This window comes from Puniceibacterium antarcticum, assembly GCF_002760615.1.
Lineage (GTDB): Bacteria > Pseudomonadota > Alphaproteobacteria > Rhodobacterales > Rhodobacteraceae > Puniceibacterium > Puniceibacterium antarcticum.
Map to the genome: position 1 here is coordinate 37,667 of NZ_AWWI01000040.1, position 21,440 is coordinate 59,106.

Below are 21,440 nucleotides of genomic sequence, written 5' to 3' on the forward strand. Positions count from 1 at the left end.
GGCATGGGCGGTGCCAAACTGATCCAGGCCATGACCCGGATCCTCAAACCCCGCTCCTTGCCCCTGTTGCTCTGCTTGACCGCTCTGATGGCGATGTCAGGGGGCATGGCGGCCTATCGGATGACCCTTTCGCGCATCTCGACGACGCTGGATCAATCCCTGATCCTGACCCGGCGGTCCATCGAAACCGAAATTGACCGCTTTCGCTACCTGCCACAGGTCACCGCTCAGGATATCCGCATCCGCCGCGCCATCGCCGAACCCTTTGACGCCGATGTTGTGTACACTGCCAACCACTATCTTGAGACGGTGGCAGGCGTATCTGGCGCAGATCAGCTTTATCTGCTGGACCGCGGCGGTATAACGATTGCTGCAAGCAACTGGAACACTGACAGCAGCTTTCTAGGTTTCGACTACAGCTTTCGGCCCTATTTTCTTGACGCGATCACCGAGGGAACCGGGCGATTCTATGCCATTGGAGTCACAACCGGGCAGCCTGGATATTTTCTGTCGTCCCGTGTCGATCTTGCCGGCGGGCAACGCGGCGTTCTTGTGGTCAAAATCGACCTCGCCCCGCTGCAACAGGCCTGGCGATCCGCGGCGGTCGACACGGCCATCGCCGATGCGGACGGCATCGTTTTTCTGTCGGGTCAGTCCTCCTGGCTATACCGGCCGCTTTTTGCGCTTGGAGCCGGGACGCTAGACCACATCGCCACAACCCGCCGCTACGAAGGCGCAGCGCTGGACACTGCGGCACCTTTGCTTGGTGCGGAAAAATCCGCTCTGCAATCTGCGCAGCCGATCAAAGTCGCGGGCCGATCCCTCCTGATGCGCCGCTTACCCATGGCGCCCGACGATTGGCAGGTTATCATGGCGGCATCTGTAGCAGGCGCCTGGCGCACGGCGCTTGCCGTCGCTGCGATCTCTGCCCTCACGACCATCGCAGCGGCGCTTCTGGTACAGACCTTTCTGCAGCGCCGACGACTTGTGCGCATGCGCCTGCAGCAAAGTCGGCTTCTGGAAAAGCAGGTTGACCGGCGCACACGCGAACTGGCAGACGAGATTGAAATCCGCATGACTGCGGAAACCGATTTGCGCGCGGCGCATGAGGCGCTGATCCACGCTGAAAAGATGGCCGCACTTGGCCGGATGTCCACCGCCATCGTGCATGAGATCAGTCAGCCACTTGCCGCGATGGAGGCGACTCTGGCCGCAGCCGTGATCGGCGCTCGCAAGATGGATCCCGCAACAACCACCCGTATCGAAACGGCCCGCGGGCATATCCGGCGCATGCTGCGCACAATCAAGCACCTGAAAAGCTTTGGCCGTAAAGAAAACGGGGCACTGTCGCGCGTCGATCTGGATCTGGCGGTGGACAATGCACTAGACCTCGTGCGGCACCGGGCTGACGGCATGGGGGTTACGCTGACCTTGGAGCGGATCGGCAATGCGCCCGCCGTGACCGGTAGTCAGGTGCGGCTGGAACAGGTGCTGGTCAACCTGCTGCTGAACGCGCTTGACGCGGTCGCGCCGAACACCTCCACCGGCCATGTTACAGTGTTACGCGAAACCCTGCGGGACGCGGTAATCGTGCAGGTGAAAGACAATGGTGTTGGCATCGACGCAGACTCGCTGCCTAAGATCAAAGAGCCGTTCTACAGCCACAAGCAGGGCGGCGACAGGCTGGGCCTTGGCCTTTCGATATGTCAGACGATTGTCGAGGATGCCAAAGGCACGCTGACCTTTAACTCCGCTCCCGGCAATGGCACAAATGCTGTTCTCACCCTTCCGCTGGCCATCCCCAAAGTGAAGGTCGATGCCGCATGATCAAAGCAGTGATCTGGATCGTGGATGACGATGACGACCACCGAGAGGGGCTTTGTGACCTCATCGCGGCGGCAGGCCATGGCCCCATCGGATTTGGCTCCGCCGCCGACGCGCTGGACGCGATGAAGAGGGGGCTGCCCGACCTGATCCTCAGCGATTTGCGGATGCCCGGTATGGACGGACTCGCCTTTCTGCGCACGATTCGGGACCGTGGGGCCGAGGTGCCGCTGATCCTGCTGACCGGGCATGGTGACGTTGGTCAGGCCGTGCGCGCCATGCAGCTGGGCGCACAGGATTTCCTTGAAAAGCCCTATGACGCCGATCACTTGCTGTCAGTTATTGATCGAACCCTGCAATCGAGCAGGCTGTCGATCGAAAACGCTGCGCTGCGCCAATCTCTGCAGGCGCTACAGCCCCGGTTGCTGGGCAATACCACCGCGCTCACAGCCCTGCGCAACCGGTTGATCCAGATTGCGCCGCTGGATGTCGATGTAATCTTGCAAGGAGAAACCGGCACGGGCAAGGAGCTGGCAGCCCGCATTCTGCACCAGTCTGGGCCTCGCCAAACAGGCCCCTTTGTCACCATCAACTGCGCCGCCCTGAACGCCACTGGGTTCGAGACAGATCTGTTTGGTCAGCTGAACGAAGATTGCAGCATGCGTCCAGGGCGAATTGCGGCGGCGGATGGCGGCACACTGTTTCTGGATCAGATTGATGTGATGCCTCTTTCGCTGCAACCCCGCCTGCTTCGCTTTATCCAGACCCGCTGTATCGAACTGGGCGGCACCACGACTCCGATCAACATCCGCATCATCGCCGCTGCCAGCGCGGACCTGCGCGAACTGATTGCCCGGGACATGTTCCGGCAGGACATGTTCTATCGCCTATCGGATGTGGAAATCTCGCTTCCGCCACTGCGGGAAATTCCGGCGGATATCCCTGTGCTCTTTGCACATTTCGTGAAAGAGGCCGCAGCGCGCCACGGCCTGCCAGCGACAGAGATCACCTTTGCCGACCGAAAGACGCTGATGCGCCACCACTGGCCAGGGAATGGTCATGAGCTGAGACAGGCGGCGCTGCGGCGCGTGATTGGGCTGGAGGGTAGCGTGGCTGAAACCATACGCGCGCCGGGAAGCACCCTCAAGGACAGGGTCCTGCACTTCGAGGCGATGGAGATCGCCCGCGTGCTGGATCAGTGCAAGGGAAATACGGCAAGGGCTGCTCAGGAGCTTGGTATTCCGCGCCGAACCCTGACTGCCAAGATAAGCAGAAGCCCGCTAAGGGATCCGGACTGAACCCAAAACGGATCAGCCCGGGTGAATACGTTTGAAGTTCAGGACGCCATTTTTCGCGCCGTGGCGAAGGACACCAGACGGCGGCTTTTCTCATCCCAAAGGTCTAGGCTCGCACACTTGAAGCTTTGCAGAAGCGTGAGGCGGCTGCATTCCACCAGTTCCTTGTGATCACGCAGCACTTCGGACAGGCGGTAGAACGGAATACGGCTGTAAAGATGGTGCACGTGGTGGATGCCAATGTTCGCCGTAAACCAAGCCAGAATCGGCGGCAGATCATAGTGCGAACTGCCGTGCAGAGCTGCCTCGTGAAGCTGCCAGTCTGCCGCCTGCTCCCAATGGGTCGTTTCAAACTGGTGCTGAACATAGAACAGCCACACACCGATGGAGGCCGCGATCAGAGAGGTGGGCAGAAACACCAGAAACAATGCCTGCAACCCGCCGAAATAGATGATCGTAGTGACCACGGCAGCGATGCCAAGGTTGGTGCCCATTGCCGAAATCCAGTACTTGCGTCCTTGGTTCATCAAGCCCAGTGGAATGCGGTTCTGGAGGAAGAACAGATAGGTCGGCCCGACACCGAACATCACCAGCGGATGCCGGTAAGCACGATACAGCCAACGGCCAAATGGGGTGCGCTGATGATATTCTTCGGTGGTCAGGGTCATCACATCGCCGATGCCACGATGATCAAGATCGCCGGCGTGGCTGTGGTGGATCGAATGGGTGCGCCGCCAGACATCATAAGGTGTCAGCGTGACCACCCCGAGTGCGCGGCCGATCCAGTCGCTGAGCGTGCGATTTCCGTAAAACGACCCATGCCCGCAATCATGCTGGATACAGAACAACCGTAACAGGAAGCAGCCGTTGACTGCGGAAATCAGCAGCGCTCCCACATAGGATGTCTGCGCCACCCAACACGCAAGCACCCAGAGTGCCACGAACGGAATTAGACTGACCCCCAGCTCAAAGCTGCTGCGCATGGCATTCGGTTCGCGGTACCGAGCGAGAATGCGCACCCAATCGCTTGGTGCACGCGTCGAGCCGTCAAAGGTTTGATGTATCATGGCCTGCTTCGAGTTGTTTCCTGCATTCGGATACGCGAACGCCGTTGCATAGCAAGCAAAAACGAGCAGCCAGATGAAAACGAGAGAATATAACGCACAATCGGACCAATTGTTTCAGTTAAAACGGCCGGTATCCAACAGTCATCAGGACAACTGTGATCTGCAAAGGGCGGTCAGCCGCGCTCAGGAATAGGTCCGAGATGAGCTCTCGCCGCAAAAACGTCCTTTATCGCGTTCGAGGTCTCGGAGCCGCGCGTTGTCTGGCAGGAACTGGGCATCAAACACCAAAGGAGTTCCCAATGCGCACCCTAACCTTAGCCTTTTTCTTCACCTTTCACATCACCACAGCGACGGCAAATCCGGTCGGTTTTGCCGCCCTCACTACTCCGGGGATCGACTCCGTGGTCTGGTATCCGACGTCAGAGACAACCCCCGTGACCATAGTCGCCGAAAATCCCGTCTTTGTCGGTGTGCCGGTGGTCCAGAATGCATCCGTCGCGGGCGGGCTGCACCCCGTTGCTGTGCTGTCGCATGGCTATAGCGGGATGTGGCGCAATCAGGCCTGGCTGGCAGAGCGGCTGGCCAGCGCCGGGTATATCGTCGCCTCCCTCAACCATCCGGGCACAACCTATGGCGATATGGATCCGCTCTGGGCAAGCGAACCCTCAAATCGTCCAAAGCAGCTGTCTAGGGTTCTCGATGCCCTGCTCGCGGACAAAAGCCTTGCCCCTCAGATCGACAGAAATCGCATTTCGGTGATCGGTCACTCGCTGGGCGGATCAACGGCGCTGATGCTTGCGGGCGGTGCGTTTTCGACCGCGCGGCTGCTTGAGGCCTGCGGCGACAGCACTGACAAGATGGTCTGCACCGTCTATCGCAAGGATGGCGCGGAAGCGGATGCCCCTTTGGCGACGACCCGCGATTCTCGCATCATTGCAGCTGTGCTGTTGGACATGGAAGGCATCCGCGGCTTTACGCCCGAAAGCCTGAACAGTCTGCCGATACCGGTTCTCGCTCTGGCAGCCGGGATCGAGGACCCTGCCCTTCCCCTTGGCTGGGAAAGCCGTGAACAGGGTGCCCGTCTGCCGACAGCAACCTCGCGTTATGCGGAAATCATCGGGGCGACGCATTTTAGCTTTATGAGTGCCTGCAAGCCCGGCGCAGAAGATTTGCTGGGCGAGGATGCCTATGTCTGCCGAGGGGAAACCGCGCCCCGGGTCGAGCTGCACGCCGAGATTGCGAACACAATCATCCGCTTTCTGAACGCCGGTACACAGTTGGTGTCTGCCCTGCAAACGCCCTGAAGGCACGGTTGAAGTTGGACTTGGTCTGGAAACCGGCATCCAGCATCACCTGCGTGACGGTTTGATCGCTTTCCTTCAACAGGCGCATCGCCTCGCGTACGCGATAGCCGTTGACCAGATCGCTGACGCTGCAGCCCCGCGCCTGATTCACGGCCTGCGAAATCTTGCGGGCCGTGAGCCCCGTCCGGCGCGCCAGCCGCTGAAGGGTCAGGTCGGGATCCCGGTACAGACCCTTAGCCAGCGCCGCCTCGACACTTGCCAGAATAGCCTGCGCTTCTTTTGGGTCGGGGAAGACAACGGGCTCCTTTATCTGTGCCGCTTGATAATGTTCCTGTGGCACCGTGTCGGCGGTGCGCATCAAAAGCGCCCCGGACAGGCCAATCAGCATGACGCTCATCATGGCAGCAACGACCGGGGCCGCGCCACCACTTCCCCCCTCGCTCACGACACTCCAAACAGCGGCATCTACACAGGCACTGAGCACAAGCAGCCCCGCAACCCCATGACGCGCCTGCGAAACAGCCCATTCATCGCCGATCCGGACCTGCGCCAGCACATCATCCGGCAGGCGCAGCCGCAAGATCCAGAACCCGTACAAAAGGAACTCTACTATAAGGAGTGGATCAATCGCAGCGGGGCGCAGAAACCACGCAAGGATAAGGACAAGCGGCCAAAGCATGTGCCACCACGCAGCTTTTTCACCGCGCAGCGAGCTGAATGCGGCCCAGGCAAGGGGCGGCAGGCACGCTGCCAGAACGGGCTGAAGGATGCGCAGAGCACCAAGGTCAACGCTCCAGCGCAGGCCGACAAGCGCTGTCTGAACCGCGCAACCCGCGACAAACATCAGAAACAAGGGCTGCGACTGCCGCGTCCGGAGCATCCGTACGAGCACCAATAGCAGGCAACCGCTGACGATGAACGGCAAAGGAATCGCTGGCATCGTTCAAATTCTCCCTGCCTTTACACAAACGGTCGAACGCTGCCGTTGTCATATCAGTTCTGCGGTTATCCGACACCGTGCCTGTGCTCTTGGCGAGATCAAAGCCAATCACCCAATCGCGCCCACCTGCGCCAAAGCATTTAGAGTTGTTGTTCACAGGGATTGCCCGTAAACCCGCCCTGTCAAAATGCCGGGTCTGTCACGGACTCTGGCCGGTGATGGATCAAAGGGAACGACTCGATGGCAGGCGTCAAGACCAAGCTCAACTTCGCGATCAGCGGCTTTCCTGAATTCACCCCTGAAGTCCGCGATGTGGAGCGGCGCTGGCTGAGCCTCCTCGCGGATGTGTTTGAAAGCTATGGCTACGCCAACATCGAAACGCCCTCGGTCGAGACGGTTCAGACCCTCGCGTCCAAGGGCGAGGATGTGGACAAGGAAATCTACGCCCTGACCCGCCTTGCCGCCATTGGCGAGACGACAAGCGCAAAGCTTGCCCTGCACTATGACCTGACCGTGCCAACCGCGCGGTATGTGGCCAAGCAGCACGGCAATCTCACCTTTCCTTTCAAGCGATTCCAGATGCAACGCTGCTGGCGCGGCGAACGTCCGCAAGAGGGACGCTACCGCGAATTCACCCAGTGCGACATCGACGTGATTGATCAGGATACGGTGTCTCTGTCCTATGATGCCGAAATGCTGGAAATGGCGGTTGTCGCCCTGACCCGCCTGAATGTCGGACCTGTCAAGTTCCAGGTGTCCAACCGCAAGATCATGGATGGGCTTGCAACTCACCTTGGCCTGCCCGATGGTACTTTGCTCGCGCGGATCCTGGACAAGGTCGAAAAGCTGAGCACAGAAAAGCTGTCTGAACGCCTGACCACCGAACTGGGACTCGATGCGGCAGGAATCGACACCTGCATCTCCTTTTGCAAGATCAAGGGCGGCCCCGATGCGATTGCAACTGGTCTGGACGCGCTGGGAATTTCAAACCCTGATGTCGATGCGGGGCGTGATGCGCTGTGCAACCTCCTGGCGAGGGTCGAGAAGAGTCGTCCCAAGGGGTTCATCATCGACGGCGATCTCGCGATCTCGCGCGGCTTCGACTATTATACCGGCGTCGTCTACGAGGCGAGGTTCATCGACTTCCCCGACTATCCGTCGATCTGCGCAGGCGGACGATATGAAAACCTTGTCGGGCAATTCATGAAGCGCAAGCTGCCAGGCGTCGGCATTTCGATCGGTCTGACTCGGATATTTACCAAACTGCTCAGCGAAAGCTTGCTTGAGACAGGCCGACGCACCCCGACCGAGGTTCTTGTGGCAGGAGACGAGTCGCTGACCGCAGCCGAGGCCGAGGCGCTGGCTGCTGAGATCCGCGCAACCGGCGCGAATGTTGAGATTTTGCCGGACGTGCCACGGCTGGACAAACAGCTGAAATATGCGAATGACAAGGGGATCCCATACGTCTGGATCATCCGCGACGGCGTGCATCAGTTAAAGGACATGACTTCAGGCGTTCAGCAGGCCATTACGGTCGAGGCATTCGCTGCATCCCGCGCCTGACAATTCCGGTCAGCCAACCACCTAAAACACCAGAAACTGAGCGTCCTAGGGTCGCTCAGTGTACTTAGCTTTTGACAAGACCTTGTTCTCGCGTGGCTTTGCACGGAAATGCCTGAACGGAACAGTGCGGAAAATTAGCCAAAAGCCTATGGACAAGCTGGAAAGCACAGGCTAAGTGCAAGCCACTGCGGCGACTGTAGCTCAGCGGTAGAGCTCTCGGTTGTGGTCCGAGTGGTCGCGGGTTCGAACCCCGTCAGTCGCCCCATTATCTTTATCAAGCCTAAGGCTTTGCATAGCTTTATTCAGCGCATCTGCCAAATGAATGGTGGTTGGACTCTGACTACCGAAAGCTGGTGATTCGCTTTTAGCGTTTACTGTTGTAAAAAAATGCTGACGCAAACACTAAAGTAGTGCGAAAATCACAGCTTTAGCGAGAGAGTTTCCCCCGCTTACATTTTCTTAGTGTGCAAACATATTCATCTTTGGCGACCCGCTAGCAACAACCAGCCTTAAAAACGAACATGTTTGAAAAATATCGCGCCCGCGTTTCAGATGGCGATTTTTCGCTCAAGACTATAAATCTCACCTGCCGACAAACTTTTAACATTCATTGCCAAACAGTTAACATGCCCTTCATCCGGCTGACTTACGCGATTGATTAGATTTCTTTGAGATTTCGGCCAAAAAGTGCACTTTTTGTGCTGTTGGTAATGATCTATTAATGAGTCATTAATCTTCACATCCGGACGCATGTTAGCTACAGACGGATCAAGTCAAGAACTTGGCGGCCTTGCAGCCAAATAATGTCGTTTTTATAACAGTTATTTTTAAAATGTTCCGATGGCGTACCCATCAAACCACGTCCAATACCACCAAATACCTAAAGCGAACCCCCAATATTATCCGAAGCTGGAGCGCTCCTTATGAACATGAAACAATCCTTTGTTGGCAATTGGAGCGGCGCGCTCAACGCTTCGTCCGAAGCCAACGGCCAGGAGAGCATCACCAAGGTCGAAGGGCTTTATGCTCGGCGTGGCAAGCGTATTTTTGACTTGATACTCGCTGTCTTGCTTTTGCCGGTGATTGCTCCCGTGATTTTGGTGCTTTGCATTCTGGTGCGCCGTGACGGTGGTCCTAGCTTTTTTGCTCACCGCCGCGTCGGCAGGAACGGAAAGGTCTTCCCTTGCTGGAAGGTCAGATCCATGGTCTTCGACGCCGAACGCAAGCTGCGTGACTATCTGGCAGAAAACCCGGAAGCTGCAGCAGAATGGGCTCGTGATCACAAGCTGACCAACGACCCGCGGATCACTGCTCTTGGAAATTTCATTCGCAAGAGTAGTCTAGATGAACTTCCCCAGATCTGGAACGTGCTCAGGGGCGAGATGAGCTTTGTAGGCCCCCGCCCGATCGTGCGCGAAGAGTTGAAGAAGTACGGCCCTTACAAGCGGATATACATGATGATGGCACCCGGAATAACCGGACAGTGGCAGGTTTCGGGCCGCAACGATGTGTCGTACGACGAACGCGTGAATATGGATGTAGAATATCTATCGTCCATCTCGCTTAAAACCGACGTAAAGATCATCCTTGCGACTGCGAGCTCGGTGATTAACCGTACAGGCAAGTAACACCACCGTTTCGGAGCGCACTCATAGGCGTTCCGAAACGACTAGACCGCATTTGCACACGTGTCGATCTAGAGAAAGCGAAGTGATCCCTGCTCGACAAGAGCTGCCGTAAGTAGACCGGTCGCATACCCCCCAGTATCAACAGAAATACGTCCATTAATTGCTTTCGGATGGTCTACGATTGTGTGACCGTGCACCACCCAAATGCCGTCCTGTCGTGAAGTACGCCCAAAATCCTTGTGTCCCCATAACAATGTCTTTTCGGTCTGCTTATCTATCGGTAGCGCAGGATCAGCTGCCGCATGCACGACGGCCACGTTGCCAGTCTGCCAGACACGCGGCAGCCCACGCAGCCAACCTTCAGTATTCCCAAGCACTTCACGAAACTTGTTCCGCGCGATTTCCCACTCTTCACGTGGCGCTGTTTGCGACAGCGGCGAAATACCATAGCTTGCGAATGTCTGCAGCCCACCATGAAGAAGCCAACGCGGGCCAGACCGAGCAGGGTCCTCAAGGAAATCAAGAAGCATCTGCTCGTGGTTTCCTAAGAGACAAACCAATGAGCCTGGATCGTCCGCCTGAAGAGACTGCAGCAGGTTCAAAACTTCCCGGCTTTGATCACCACGGTCGATATAATCACCCACACAAACCAGTTTGACTTCGGCATGTCCGGCCTTCTCCAGTCGGCGCAACAGGTCCTGAAGCAAATCGAGCCGACCGTGAATGTCTCCTACAGCGAAAAACGGCTGATCGGGCGCAAGAAGTGCGTCGAATGTGGGCTTGGGGGCACGTTTCCAAAAAAAAATACTCATTGCGGCAACATAAGCTGTTTATTCCCGACGTCCAAGACGTCATCAATCATTGAGTTATAGTTCCGTTCCATCGCGAGACAAATAAGTTCGGCAGGCCCACACGGGAACCTAGTCTACACAAAATGCCTGCGAAAAAGGGTGTTCATGAAGATCGATCGTTTCAAACGTTGCACCCGATGCGCAAGTATCATGGCAACCCTGATTGCAAGTACCGCCAGCCTGGCCCATGCGGAGCAGTCGGCGCAAGAGCCATGGAGCCGCCCTACTCTGAGTTTCATGGGCGTGCCTGGTCTCATTGACATGCCATCAGGCAATGCCATGTCTGATGCAGACCTCGCCTTTACCGTCGGAAGTTTTGACGGAACGGTTCGAAACACCGCCTACTTCCAGATCACGCCGCGCATTTCGGGTGTATTTCGATACAGCTACATCAAAGACTTCTCCGTCACACAACCAAAATACTATGACCGTAGCTTCGACTTGCGGTACTTACTGACGCCGGAAACATCGAGTATTCCGGCTGTAACGATCGGCCTTCAGGATTTCGGCGGTACTGGCATCTATGCTGGTGAATACATTGTCGCGACCAAGACATTCGGTCGGCTGCGGGCAACTGGTGGCATCGGTTGGGGCCGCTTCGGTAGCTATAATGGGTTTGATAACCCACTTGGAGCGCTGAGCGACAAGCTTAAGACACGGCCGACCAAAACCGGAGATACCGGCCAACTGGAGACAGGGCAATGGTTTCGTGGTGATGCAGCACTATTCGGCGGGTTACAGTATCAGCTGGGCGACCAGATCGTCCTTACGGCAGAATATTCCTCGGACGCGTATGACGCCGAAACCGCCCGTGGGCTGATCGACCAAAAATCTCCGCTCAACTTTGGCGCCAGCTACCGTTTTCGCAACGGTTTGGATGTGAGCGCCGCCTATCTTTACGGGTCCGAAGCTGCGGTGAGAGTGACCTATACCTTCAATCCGAAGAATCCAACGAACCGCCCCGGCGGTGTGGATCCAGCCCCGCCGCTGGTCGCGATGCGGGCGCCCGGCGCCGCTGCTGACCTCGGCTGGACACAACGGGCAAACAGCGCAGAAATTCTGCGCGGCAACGTTGCGGAAGCTTTTTCCAAAAATGGCCTGCGGCTTGACGCTATGGCCGTGGATGGTCGCTCGGTACAGGTTCGCTTTCGCAATACGCAGTACACCAATTCCGCTCAGGCCATCGGTCGCGCGACCCGTATCCTGACCAACGTCATGCCCGCCTCTGTGGAAACGTTTGTACTGACCCCAGTGACAGCCAATGGTCTCTCCGCATCGCGAATTACTCTGGCGCGCAGCGACGTCGAAGAACTGGTTCACGCGCCAGATGGTGCTTGGCAGAGCTTGGCTCGCGCCGATGTCTCGGACGCCTATCCGCCGGACGGCATTGCTCCTTCGCAGCGTGCTTTTCCAGACTTCAACTGGGGTATAGGCCCTTACCTTAGCGCCACCTACTTTGATCCAAGCCAGCCGGTACGGCTAGATCTCGGGGTAGAGGTAACTGCCAGCTATGAACCCCAGCCCGGCCTTCTGTTCGAGGGTAGCCTGCGCCGGCGCGTTTTGGGAAACCGCGGCGAACTTCGTTCTTACAGTTCGAAACTCCAACGCGTGCGCACGGACAGCAACCTTTATGCAAGAGACGGAGAAACTGCGCTGACGACTCTTTTCGCAGCCAAATACTTCCGTCCCGGAGAGGATCTCTATGGTCGCCTGACCGTTGGATATCTGGAATCAATGTATGGCGGCGTTTCAGGCGAGCTGCTCTGGAAACCAGTCGCAAGCCGCCTCGCCCTTGGGGTCGAAGCGAACTATGCGCGTCAGCGCGATTTCGATCAGGACTTCGGCTTTCAAGACTATGACGTCGTAATGGGCCATGTTTCGACCTATTACGACGCTGGAAACGGATTTAACTACCAGCTTGACGTTGGTCGCTACCTGGCGGGCGACTGGGGCGCAACTGTTTCTATTGATCGCGAATTTGATAACGGAATCCGCATTGGTGCATTTGCCACCCTTACCGAGGTCCCCTTCGACGACTTTGGCGAAGGATCCTTTGACAAGGGCATAACTTTCAGCGTTCCGCTATCTGCTCTGACCGGGACCCTGACGCAGTTCGGAATTGGTCGCACTGTGCGTCCCGTTCTTCGCGATGGTGGCGCGGGTCTGTCCGTTCCCGGGCGACTTTACGAAGGCGTGCGCGCCTACCACCAGCCGGCGCTGCAATCGAAATGGGGACGGGTTTGGAGATGAAAAAGACATTTTTCGCCCTTTGCACAGCTTTGACGCTTGGTGCTTGCGGCAGCAATTCCTCCCCTGCCTTGATCGGACAACAATTGTCACGTGCTCTCGCGCGTCCACCTTCGGTAGACCTGCGAACCACTCTTACACCTGAGTTTCTGGCTCAGGTTGGCCAGCCGGTACTTTTTGTGGAGCTTCCCCAACGGCGCGCACAGGCGGGAACACTTCTTTCGCAACAGGATGGGACCCGGCAAATCTGGACCAGTCTGGACGGCATCGCAGTCACGCTCCAAAGCGGTATTCTCACGGAGACAAGAGGCTTGGGTGGGGACCTCATGACGACTGATCTGGGGAATGTGACTGCTGCAATGCGGGGTGAAACCGACAGTGCGGTGCGGATCCACCGATATTTGAATGGTGAGGACGGCATAGATGCCCTGGCTTTTGTCTGCACCTATTCGCGCCAGAATGATGTAGCAGTCGCGACACTGGCAGGCAACTTCCGGACATTGCGCCTGACAGAGAACTGCACAGGACCCACGATCACGTTTGAGAATCACTATTGGCTGGGTCGCTCCGGACTTCCGATAAAATCGGTACAGTGGGTCGGTCCAAACGTCGGATATGCAGAAATTGAGCAGACTACCGCTCAATAGAGACCCATAGAACAATTTAGCTTAACCAAACAGAAGTAATCGCGCGTTAAGAATTGTAGGAGTCTGCCGGATGAGGTATCGTAGGTAGACAAGTCTTGTCAGGAGATATGTAATGAAAAATACTCTTTTTGGAATTATTGCTTGCGGTTCGCTCCTTCTTGGGGCCGCAGCAAATGCACAGCCAGTAATTGGTGCTGGTGCTGGTGCTGGTGGTGCTGGTGTTGGTGTTGGTGCTGGTGCTGGTGCCCTCGGCGGTCTGGGCCTTGGTGCTATCGGACTCGCCGCTGGAATCACAGCAGTGGTCGGCGGCGTTGTTGCCGCATCATCCAACGGCAGCTCATCGAATGGCGACAGCCCCTTCGGCACAGGTGGAACGACTGGCGGCACGACTGGCGGTACCACCAACTAGGTGGCTCAGTCTGCGCAAGTTTAAGTATATGGAACGAGCCCGTTATTCGGGCTCGTTCTGTCATAGAAAACACATTTTGATACTGCATCCTAATGTATGACCATCAAAAGATTCGACACGAAGGATGCCGTCCGAATGGTAAGGCGTAAACTGATTGCAGCGGTCCTTTTGGGCCTTAGTGGATGTGGTGTTGCCTACAATTCTCCGTCTGTAACGTCATTTGCACAGACAGATTCAAAGGTCCGTGTACTTCCCATCACGCCCGGGTCCGTGCTCGTTGCCAACAGTTCAACCTACAGTCCAAAGACACTACCGGCAGCCTTTTTTCAGACAGCCGGAATCGGCAGTGGCATGCGTGGAGCAGAAAATGTTCCGAATTCTGTCCTGGACCAACGTGTCAAACCTGTTTCGATGGAAACGCGCTTGCCTCCTAGCGCCCCGGTGCGGCCCTATACGATCGGTATAGGCGATGTGATACTTCTTGCCACGCCGCAGACCGGATCAACGGTAGAACAACTGAGTGGTCTGCTTGCTGCATCCAATTCGCGCCAAGGTTACACAGTGCAGGATGACGGCTCTATATCGATCCCCAATGTTGGGCGTGTGGTTGTCGCCAACTTGACGCTTGAAGCTGCCGAGGCCGAGCTTTTTCAACGTCTTGTTGAGAATCAGATTGATCCGACATTCAGCTTGGAAATCGCAGAATTCAATTCCAAGAAAGTGTCGATCGGCGGTGCCGTATCAAGTCCCACTGTGGCACCGATTTCGCTGACACCTCTCTACTTGGACGAAGCGTTGGCCGCTGCAGGTGGGATTACGGTGACCGATCAGGATTATGCGTCGGTCCGCATCTATCGCGACGGAAACCTGTATCAGATCCCTTTGAACGAGCTTTATTCAAACCGCGGCCTTCAACGGATTCCGCTCATCGACGGTGACAGCGTTTTCGTAGACACAACGTATGAGTTGGATCTTGCACAGGCCTATTTTGCCGAACAAATCCAGATTGCCCAGTTTCGCCAACAATCGCGCATTGCGGCCCTGAATGAGCTGAATGCAGAAGTGACGATCCGCCGCGGCGCGCTGGACGAAGAGCGCGAAAACTTCAAAACCCAATTCGATCTTGGCTCAGCTGATCGCGATTACGTATACTTGGCTGGCGAAGTCGGCAAGCAAAGCCGCTTTCCCCTGCCCTTTGGTGCCAAAGCCTCGCTTGCGGACGCAATTTATGCCCAAGGTGGAATTCCAACGATAACGGGCAACGTTCGCAAAATTTACGTGCTGCGCGGTTCGCCGGATCCGCGTGAATTCTCAGCGTTGACGGCTTGGCAGCTGGACGGCGGTAACGCTACCAACCTTCTGTTGGCAACGCGGTTTGAACTGCGCCCCAACGATGTGATCTTTGTTGCCGAACAGCCAGTCACTCGATGGAATCGCGTGATCAACCAGATCACACCTACAATCATCAATACGACGGTTGCTGCCGCGAGCAACTGATCAAACGGAAAGGTTGGCAGTCGCCAACCTTTCAACCGGACCGCCTGCAGCCTCGGCATCTTCAAGATCGTGGGTGACCATAAGCACAGGCAGGGCCATGCGGCGCGCCCAATCAAACACAAGCGTCCGAATATGATGCCGTAAAGATGCGTCCAGGCCTGAAAAGGCTTCATCCAGTAGCAAGGCACGGGGTTGCGAAAGCAGCATACGCATCAGCGCAACGCGCGCCTTTTGCCCCCCTGAGAGCGTCGCCGGATCCCGGTTCGCATAGCCTTTGAGGCCGATTTCACAAAGCGCGTCATCAATGCGTCTACGCCGATCAGCCCTTGTCCCGCCCGAACCTAGTCCGAAGGCCAAGTTCGAACCTACGGATAGATGCGGGAACAGCAAATCATCCTGAAACAAAATGCCAATGCCGCGCCGTGCAGGCGGCAAGGCCGTGATGTCTGTTGCTCCAAGGCAAACCATGCCACTCGCTTCGAAATCGGGCGCGAGGGTACCCGCCACATAGGACAATAGCGTGGACTTGCCCACACCCGAAGGCCCCATAACTGTCAGAACCTCACCCGCGGCGATGGAGTGGTTGATAGCCACCAGCAACGCTTCATTTCTGGTGATGCGGACGTTTTGCAGGATCAGGGCATCAGCCATGCAGACCTCTTCTGTTGCGCCAGATGATTGCGGGCAAGGAAAGCGCGAGAATGAAAGGCAGCAGCACCGCCAGCGTCTGCGCGACGGCATAGACCCCAATCGCACGCCTGTCACCTCCCGAGGCCAGCGCTACAGCCTCGGTCGTCAGGGTCTGAACCCGCCCGCCGCCAACCAGCAATGTCGGAAGGTATTGCCCGACCGAAACCGCAAAGGCGACGGCCGCAGTTGTCACGATGGGGCGCAGCAGCATCGGCAGACGAACCCGCCACATCACCCCCCAAAACGAAGCGCCAAGCACCGCCGCGACGGTTCCATTGCGTCGGTCCCAGGCGCGCCAGGGATCGCCCAGTGATAGAAAGACATAGGGCAGTACGAAAACCAGATGGACCAGCACCACGGCCCATAACGCCTTGTCCGCGCCGAGGCTAAGGAGCAGGGTTTGCAGACCTGGCAGAAAGGCCGTCTGCGGGACCAGCAGCGGCAGATAGATCAGCCAGAGGCCCCGCTGGGTCAGGCCCCGTCCGCTGCGGTATTCCGATTCGAGACAGCCGAGAACCAGGACCAAAGCCAAGCCCGTTGCCAGAATTGCGATCAGGGCTGTGGTCCCACTCGCTGTCAGGATACCCGGCAAGTAACGGTTCCAGTTCCGAAAAGAGAGTTCTTGTGGCATGGCGTCTGGAAAGGCCCAAAATCCAGCGAAAGACCAGACCGCTAGACCAAGAAGCCCGGCGAGAATAGCCAAAGCGGAGAGTAGGCCAAGAACCAGACCAAGCGGGCGCAGGACAGGGTCGGCGACGCCGCGATTTCCCCGCTCTACCCAAAGACAACCCAATCTCGCGACCACAAATTCCATCGCTCGCCAAAGCGCGAGCGCTGCGAACACCAGCGCACCTTGCAGCAATGCAGCAGCAGCTGCGGTCAAGCGTCTAGATAGGTCTGGGTCGCTCATCCACTGGACAATCTGCACCGATAATGAGGGTGGCGTAGAGGGGCCAAGGATTATCGCGACATCCACAACCGACATAGAATAGGCCAGCACCACATAGACCGGCAGACGGATCTGCGCGTAAACAGCGGGGAACACCGTCTTAAGCCACCCGGTGATGCGCCCATATCCTAAGGCCTGCGCCACGCGCATCCGGCGCGGTGCATCGGCCTGACCAAGGGCCGAGAGCGTCATGAGCAGCAGGAACGGTACCTCTTTTGCAACCATCCCCGCGGTCAGCGTCAGCCCCCAACGGTCCTGCACGATCAGCAAATCTGGCGGCCGGTCCCAGCCGGTCAGTGGAGAGGCGAGTCGAGACAGCCAGCCCGACGGCGCGACAAGAAAGGCAAGGCCAAAGGCCGTCGCTGCATGGGGTACGGACAACAGCGGCGACAAGAGACGCTCCAACATCCGGAACGGTCGGGTGCCGTGCCATCCTGCCAGCGTCAGAGTGACAATGCCAAGTGAAAGAGAGGTCGCGACCAGGCCGGTTGTCGCCGACAGGCGCACTGCCGCAGTCAGGCCCGGCCAATCGAAGAGAGCTATGATGGGATCAAATGAAAGGGTCGAAAGGCCTGCCGCCGGCAGATAGCCGAATGCAGGCAGCACTGTGCCCAAAACCCCTGCCCCGACCGGTCCTAGCATTGCCAAGAGTGTCAGCGCCGGAATCAACCCCAGCGCTGAAGGCGCCGACAGCCCGCTGACCCGCGCCGCCCCAAAGGCAACAATGCGTTGGGCCAGCGGGTGCATATTTTACTGACCGGCGCCGTAGCGACGGGTCCAGTCGTCAGTGATGAGTGTCATCCAGCTGGGGTTTGGTTCCGGCAGCGCGGTGCCGAGTTCAGCCGGCGACAAAGTCGCGATGCCAAGGTCGAGAGCTGCAAACGTGGCGCGATCTTCGTCCGAGAGCTTGTCCATCGCCAGCACGGTGCCGTAACCTAGTATCGCGGGATCCTGCGCGCGCGCCTGTGCCTGTGGCGACAGCAGGGCGTTGGCGACGACCAAAGCTCCGGCCTTAGAGCCTGAATTATAGGGGATTGCCACGTAAGAGGCATTTCCCAGGGTACCCTTTTCCAGCACAAAAGTGCGCACCGTATCGGGCAGCTGGAAGTTGGCTATCGCTGTAGATGCCTCGCCCGGGCTGAAGGAAATCGCCAAGTCGATCTCATTATCCGCCATCAGCTGTAGTTGCGCGGGTCCGGATGCGGGATAGGCCGAACCAGAGCGCCAGAGCACCGGGGTCAGCGCATCAAGATAGTCCCACAACGGTGCCGTAACGGCCGCGTAATCCGCCTGATCTGCAGGTCTCAAGAGCACTTCGGTGTTATCCGTCAGCTCAATCAGCGTCTGCTTGAGGAAGGTCGAGCCAAGGAAATCCGGTGGCTGCGGATAGGTGAACCGGCCCGGGTTTGCCTTGGCCCACTCAAGAATCGCTTCGGCAGAGTGCTGCGGCACCATATCCGCCGAATCGTACATGTAGACGACCTGCGCCATGGCCCAGGGTGATTCATAGCCTTCGGTCGCAACAGTGAAATCGGATTGGACGGACTTGCCTGTCGTATCCACATATTGCCAGTTTGGAAGCTGTTCCGCGAAGGGGCCATACAGCAGCCCGGCATCCTTCATTGCAGCAAAATTCGGACCGTTGATCCAGATCATGTCGACAGCGCTGTCTTCATCCTGCCCTGCCTGCTTTTCGTTCAGCACCCGGGACACGGCATCGGCAGTGTCAGACAGTTTCACATGTTCCAGCGTGACGCCCTGCTCTGCCACCTGTTGCCCGATCCAGGTGATAAAATCGTTGGTGGCGGTAGACCCGCCCCAGGCATGCCAGTAGACAGTCTGACCCTGCGCCTGTTCCAGCACGGCGTCCCAATCGGAGGGATCAAGATCAGCGGACAGCGCCGGCAAGGGGGCCATAAGAGCGGCAATCAGTGGAAGCGTGTTCGAGAGGCGGATCATGTGGTCTCCGGTTCAGTCGTTGAAGATCTGGCGCGCGGCAAGGATACGTAAAATTGCAGTTGCATAACACAGCGCGCCAAATATCCAGGCAAGCGGTGCAAAAAACTGTGGAAATAGGCAGAGAAGAACGAAGAAACCAATGGTCTCGGATCCCTCAAGCAGGCCGTTGGAAAAGTAGAGCGATTTCGACCCCTGGGCCGAGGTCTCCATTCCGCGCTTTTCAGCAAGTATGGCATAGCCGAGGAAGCTGGTGCCGTTGAAGTAGAAGGACGCGAGCAGAAAGGCGCCCGCGATGGCATTCGCAGCCGGGTCCAGCAGAACAAAGGCAAGCGGCACCGCACCGTAGAACAGAAAATCGCAGGCGATATCAACGAAGCCGCCGAAATCGGTCTTTCTCGTAGAGCGGGCAACGGCCCCGTCCAACCCGTCCGCCACACGCGATAAAAGCAGCGGAATTAGAGCTGCAACAGGCACCCCGCCCCAGATCATCGCCGCGGAGATAAGCCCCAAAGCAAGTCCCAGCAGGGTGATCTGATTGGCCGAGACACCCAGTGCCGCAACCCATCGCCCTACCGCGTTCAGCGGCGGGTCAATCAGCTTGCGGGCTGTGGCATCGAACATGCGCGGCTCCTTTAGGGTCGGGGATATAAAGCCACGGCAACGCCCGCCGGGCAATGCCTTTACAGAAACGTGAGACCAAGTGACAGGGTGCTGTGCAAAGTGACCGGTTTGCATCTGACCGCGAAAGTGGCTTTGGTGGCGACGGATCGTGCGATGGTCCTGCAACACACTCTGCGCCTCGATCCAATAAAGGAGCCTCCCCCCATGACGCCCCGCAATCTGCCCCTGCCACCTTTCGCGACAGTGAACTGCCCACCCCCAAGGCCGGGCGCATGAGTGACGTCCTCATCCTTGGCGCGGGTATGGCCGGCCTCGGGGCCGCGCTGGCGCTACAGAAACACGGGCTGGACTGCGTGATACTCGACCGAGGCGCGCCGGGGCAGGAAACCAGCTATGGCAACGCCGGCATCCTGCAATCTGAAGCCTCCGAACCCTATGCCCTACCCCGCTCCCCTCTCAGCCTGTTTCAACTCGCGCTGGGACGGGGGAATTCTGTTGCTCTGGATCCGTTCGCTCTGCCAGCTCAGGCGGCGGCGCTGCTGCGCTACTGGCTGGCATCAAGTCCCAGCCGGTATGCCCTGACAGCAAAGCTTTACAGCACGCTGATCTCCGAGGCGATTCCGACCCATGCGCCGCTGATCACCGCCGCAGGAGCGGACAACCTGATCCAGCGCGACGGATATTGGGAGGTCTACCGCACCGAACGCGCCTTTGACGCTGCAGAGGTGGCGGCGCGCCGGATGGCCCGGCTTTACGCTCAACCTTATGAAATATTCACGAAAGAAGCCCTGCAACGGGCTGAACCGGGGCTGAAAGGCAATCTTGCAGGCGCGGTGCTCTGGTCCGGGCCTTGGCGGGCAAGCGATCCGGGTGGGCTTGTGCAGGCCTATGCCAGATTGTTCGAACAGCGTGGCGGGCGGATCGTCGCGGGCGACGCGGCGACGCTGGAACAGCACGGCTCAGGGTGGCGCGCCTCAGGCGTCGCGGCGGCGCGAGTTGTGGTCGCGCTTGGCCCTTGGTCGCCCCAGCTGCTGCGCCGGTTCGGATATCGTATCCCTATGGTGTCAAAGCGCGGCTATCACATGCATTTCGACGGCCCGCACGGACTGCAGCGCGCCATCGTCGATGCCGAGCGTGGCATCGTCCTCTCCCCGATGCGGCAGGGACTGCGACTTGCCACCGGGGCCGAACTTTCCCGCAGGGCTGCCCCACAGCCCCGCCAGCTGCTGCGCGGAGAGCGGGCAGCACGCGAACTTGTCGAAATCGGCCAGGCGGTAGAGCCAAAGCCATGGTCCGGCACACGCCCCTGCCTGCCGGGGATGCTGCCGCTGGTTACTCAGGCACCTCGGCATAAAGGGCTGTGGCTGCATTTCGGACACGGACATCAGGGGTTCACTCTGGGTCCCGCCACCGGCGAACGCCTTGCCCGCGCGATGACCGGTGAACGAGAGGCTGTGGCGGGGCTTGATCGCGGAATACTCTGACGCTGGGAATTGTTCCGCATGCGACATTGTCCCAAAAGGGGATGGGTTTCCGGTCTGCAGTGGCGTAACCCAAAACCACATCACAAAACAGGAGCGTTCCATGACCCAGATCACCCGCCACCACACCGGCCCGCGTATGAGCCAGATCGTCGAGCACGGCCAGACAATTTACCTTGCCGGTCAGGTCGGGGACCCCGGCGAAGACGTGGCCTCGCAGACAAAGACCTGCCTTGAAAAGGTTGACGCGCTGCTTGCCGAAGTCGGTTCAGACAAAACGCATCTGCTTCAGGTCACTATCTGGTTGGCAGATATGGCAGATTTCCCGGCGATGAACGCTGTATGGGATGCTTGGGTCGCTCAAGGACACACACCTGCACGCGCCTGCGGCGAGGCAAAGCTTGCCACACCGGACTATCTGGTCGAGTTTCTGGTGACTGCCGCCAAGGCCTGAACACGACGCGGCGG

The 21,440-nt window shown here is 58.1% G+C and carries 19 protein-coding genes and 1 tRNA gene; 13 read left to right on the top strand and 7 right to left on the bottom strand.

The window, feature by feature from the left end:
• The first annotated feature begins 30 nt into the window (after positions 1-30).
• Both P775_RS04325 and P775_RS04330 read left to right on the top strand, forming a co-directional pair.
• Positions 31-1,827 (top strand): sensor histidine kinase, encoded by a 1,797-nt coding sequence (locus tag P775_RS04325; RefSeq protein WP_099909830.1) that lies wholly within the window; start codon positions 31-33, stop codon positions 1,825-1,827.
• A complete protein-coding gene (locus P775_RS04330) occupies positions 1,824-3,122 on the top strand; it encodes a sigma-54-dependent transcriptional regulator (protein ID WP_099909805.1) in 1,299 nt (432 codons plus the stop codon). The genes P775_RS04325 and P775_RS04330 overlap by 4 nt, the downstream gene beginning before the upstream one ends.
• 38 nt (positions 3,123-3,160) lie before the next feature.
• On the opposite strand, the gene P775_RS04335 is transcribed toward P775_RS04330, so the two are convergent.
• Positions 3,161-4,186 (bottom strand): fatty acid desaturase, encoded by a 1,026-nt coding sequence (locus P775_RS04335; RefSeq protein WP_099909806.1) that lies wholly within the window; start codon positions 4,184-4,186, stop codon positions 3,161-3,163.
• 299 nt (positions 4,187-4,485) lie between these two features.
• Between P775_RS04335 and P775_RS04340 the strand changes: the two genes are divergently transcribed.
• A complete protein-coding gene (locus tag P775_RS04340) occupies positions 4,486-5,490 on the top strand; it encodes an alpha/beta hydrolase family protein (protein ID WP_180287317.1) in 1,005 nt (334 codons plus the stop codon).
• Here P775_RS04340 and P775_RS27910 read toward each other — a convergent pair.
• A complete protein-coding gene (locus P775_RS27910) occupies positions 5,435-5,878 on the bottom strand; it encodes a helix-turn-helix domain-containing protein (RefSeq protein ID WP_180287318.1) in 444 nt (147 codons plus the stop codon). The genes P775_RS04340 and P775_RS27910 overlap by 56 nt on opposite strands.
• Positions 5,879-5,992: 114 nt before the next feature.
• Here P775_RS27910 and P775_RS27915 point away from each other — a divergent pair, with 114 nt between their 5' ends.
• From P775_RS27915 to P775_RS04360, 4 genes are all read left to right on the top strand, one after another.
• Positions 5,993-6,388 (top strand): hypothetical protein, encoded by a 396-nt coding sequence (locus P775_RS27915; RefSeq protein WP_180287319.1) that lies wholly within the window; start codon positions 5,993-5,995, stop codon positions 6,386-6,388.
• A gap of 282 nt (positions 6,389-6,670) precedes the next feature.
• Complete coding sequence (gene hisS, locus P775_RS04350) at positions 6,671-7,993, top strand: histidine--tRNA ligase (RefSeq protein WP_099909809.1); 1,323 nt, start codon at positions 6,671-6,673, stop codon at positions 7,991-7,993.
• A gap of 190 nt (positions 7,994-8,183) precedes the next feature.
• Positions 8,184-8,258 (top strand) — tRNA-His (locus P775_RS04355).
• 658 nt (positions 8,259-8,916) lie between these two features.
• Entirely contained in the window at positions 8,917-9,621 is a 705-nt protein-coding gene (locus tag P775_RS04360) for a sugar transferase (protein ID WP_245875562.1), read from the top strand.
• 68 nt (positions 9,622-9,689) lie between these two features.
• Here the strand turns inward: P775_RS04360 and P775_RS04365 are convergent, their stop codons facing one another.
• On the bottom strand, positions 9,690-10,433 hold the full coding sequence (locus P775_RS04365; protein WP_099909810.1) for a metallophosphoesterase: 744 nt from the start codon (positions 10,431-10,433) through the stop codon (positions 9,690-9,692).
• Positions 10,434-10,577: 144 nt separating this feature from the next.
• Here P775_RS04365 and P775_RS04370 point away from each other — a divergent pair, with 144 nt between their 5' ends.
• The 4 genes from P775_RS04370 (at position 10,578) to P775_RS04380 (ending at position 15,272) form a co-directional block, all read left to right on the top strand.
• Positions 10,578-12,722 (top strand): YjbH domain-containing protein, encoded by a 2,145-nt coding sequence (locus P775_RS04370; protein ID WP_099909811.1) that lies wholly within the window; start codon positions 10,578-10,580, stop codon positions 12,720-12,722.
• Positions 12,719-13,366 (top strand): YjbF family lipoprotein, encoded by a 648-nt coding sequence (locus P775_RS04375; RefSeq protein WP_180287320.1) that lies wholly within the window; start codon positions 12,719-12,721, stop codon positions 13,364-13,366. Before P775_RS04370 ends, P775_RS04375 begins: the two co-directional genes overlap by 4 nt.
• 112 nt (positions 13,367-13,478) lie before the next feature.
• Positions 13,479-13,775 (top strand): hypothetical protein, encoded by a 297-nt coding sequence (locus P775_RS27920; protein ID WP_180287321.1) that lies wholly within the window; start codon positions 13,479-13,481, stop codon positions 13,773-13,775.
• Between the two features lie 135 nt (positions 13,776-13,910).
• Entirely contained in the window at positions 13,911-15,272 is a 1,362-nt protein-coding gene (locus P775_RS04380; protein WP_099909813.1) for a polysaccharide biosynthesis/export family protein, read from the top strand.
• On the opposite strand, the gene P775_RS04385 is transcribed toward P775_RS04380, so the two are convergent.
• The 4 genes from P775_RS04385 to P775_RS04400 form a co-directional block, all read right to left on the bottom strand.
• Positions 15,273-15,923 carry an ATP-binding cassette domain-containing protein gene (locus tag P775_RS04385; RefSeq protein ID WP_099909814.1) on the bottom strand — a complete coding sequence of 217 codons (651 nt, stop codon included), beginning with the start codon at positions 15,921-15,923 and terminating at the stop codon, positions 15,273-15,275. It lies immediately after the preceding gene.
• On the bottom strand, positions 15,916-17,553 hold the full coding sequence (locus P775_RS04390) for an ABC transporter permease (protein WP_245875564.1): 1,638 nt from the start codon (positions 17,551-17,553) through the stop codon (positions 15,916-15,918). Before P775_RS04390 ends, P775_RS04385 begins: the two co-directional genes overlap by 8 nt.
• Before the next feature lie 108 nt (positions 17,554-17,661).
• Complete coding sequence (locus tag P775_RS04395) at positions 17,662-18,870, bottom strand: ABC transporter substrate-binding protein (RefSeq protein WP_099909816.1); 1,209 nt, start codon at positions 18,868-18,870, stop codon at positions 17,662-17,664.
• A 12-nt stretch (positions 18,871-18,882) separates the two neighbouring features.
• Positions 18,883-19,491, bottom strand: coding sequence for a CDP-alcohol phosphatidyltransferase family protein (locus P775_RS04400; RefSeq protein ID WP_099909817.1), 609 nt, complete (start codon positions 19,489-19,491; stop codon positions 18,883-18,885).
• 272 nt (positions 19,492-19,763) lie between these two features.
• On the opposite strand from P775_RS04400, the gene P775_RS04405 reads away from it, so the two are divergent.
• Together P775_RS04405 and P775_RS04410 are read left to right on the top strand one after the other, a co-directional pair.
• Complete coding sequence (locus P775_RS04405) at positions 19,764-20,975, top strand: NAD(P)/FAD-dependent oxidoreductase (RefSeq protein ID WP_099909818.1); 1,212 nt, start codon at positions 19,764-19,766, stop codon at positions 20,973-20,975.
• A 100-nt stretch (positions 20,976-21,075) separates the two neighbouring features.
• Positions 21,076-21,426: a RidA family protein gene (locus tag P775_RS04410; RefSeq protein ID WP_099909819.1), complete on the top strand. Its 351-nt coding sequence runs from the start codon at positions 21,076-21,078 to the stop codon at positions 21,424-21,426.
• Positions 21,427-21,440: the final 14 nt, after the last annotated feature.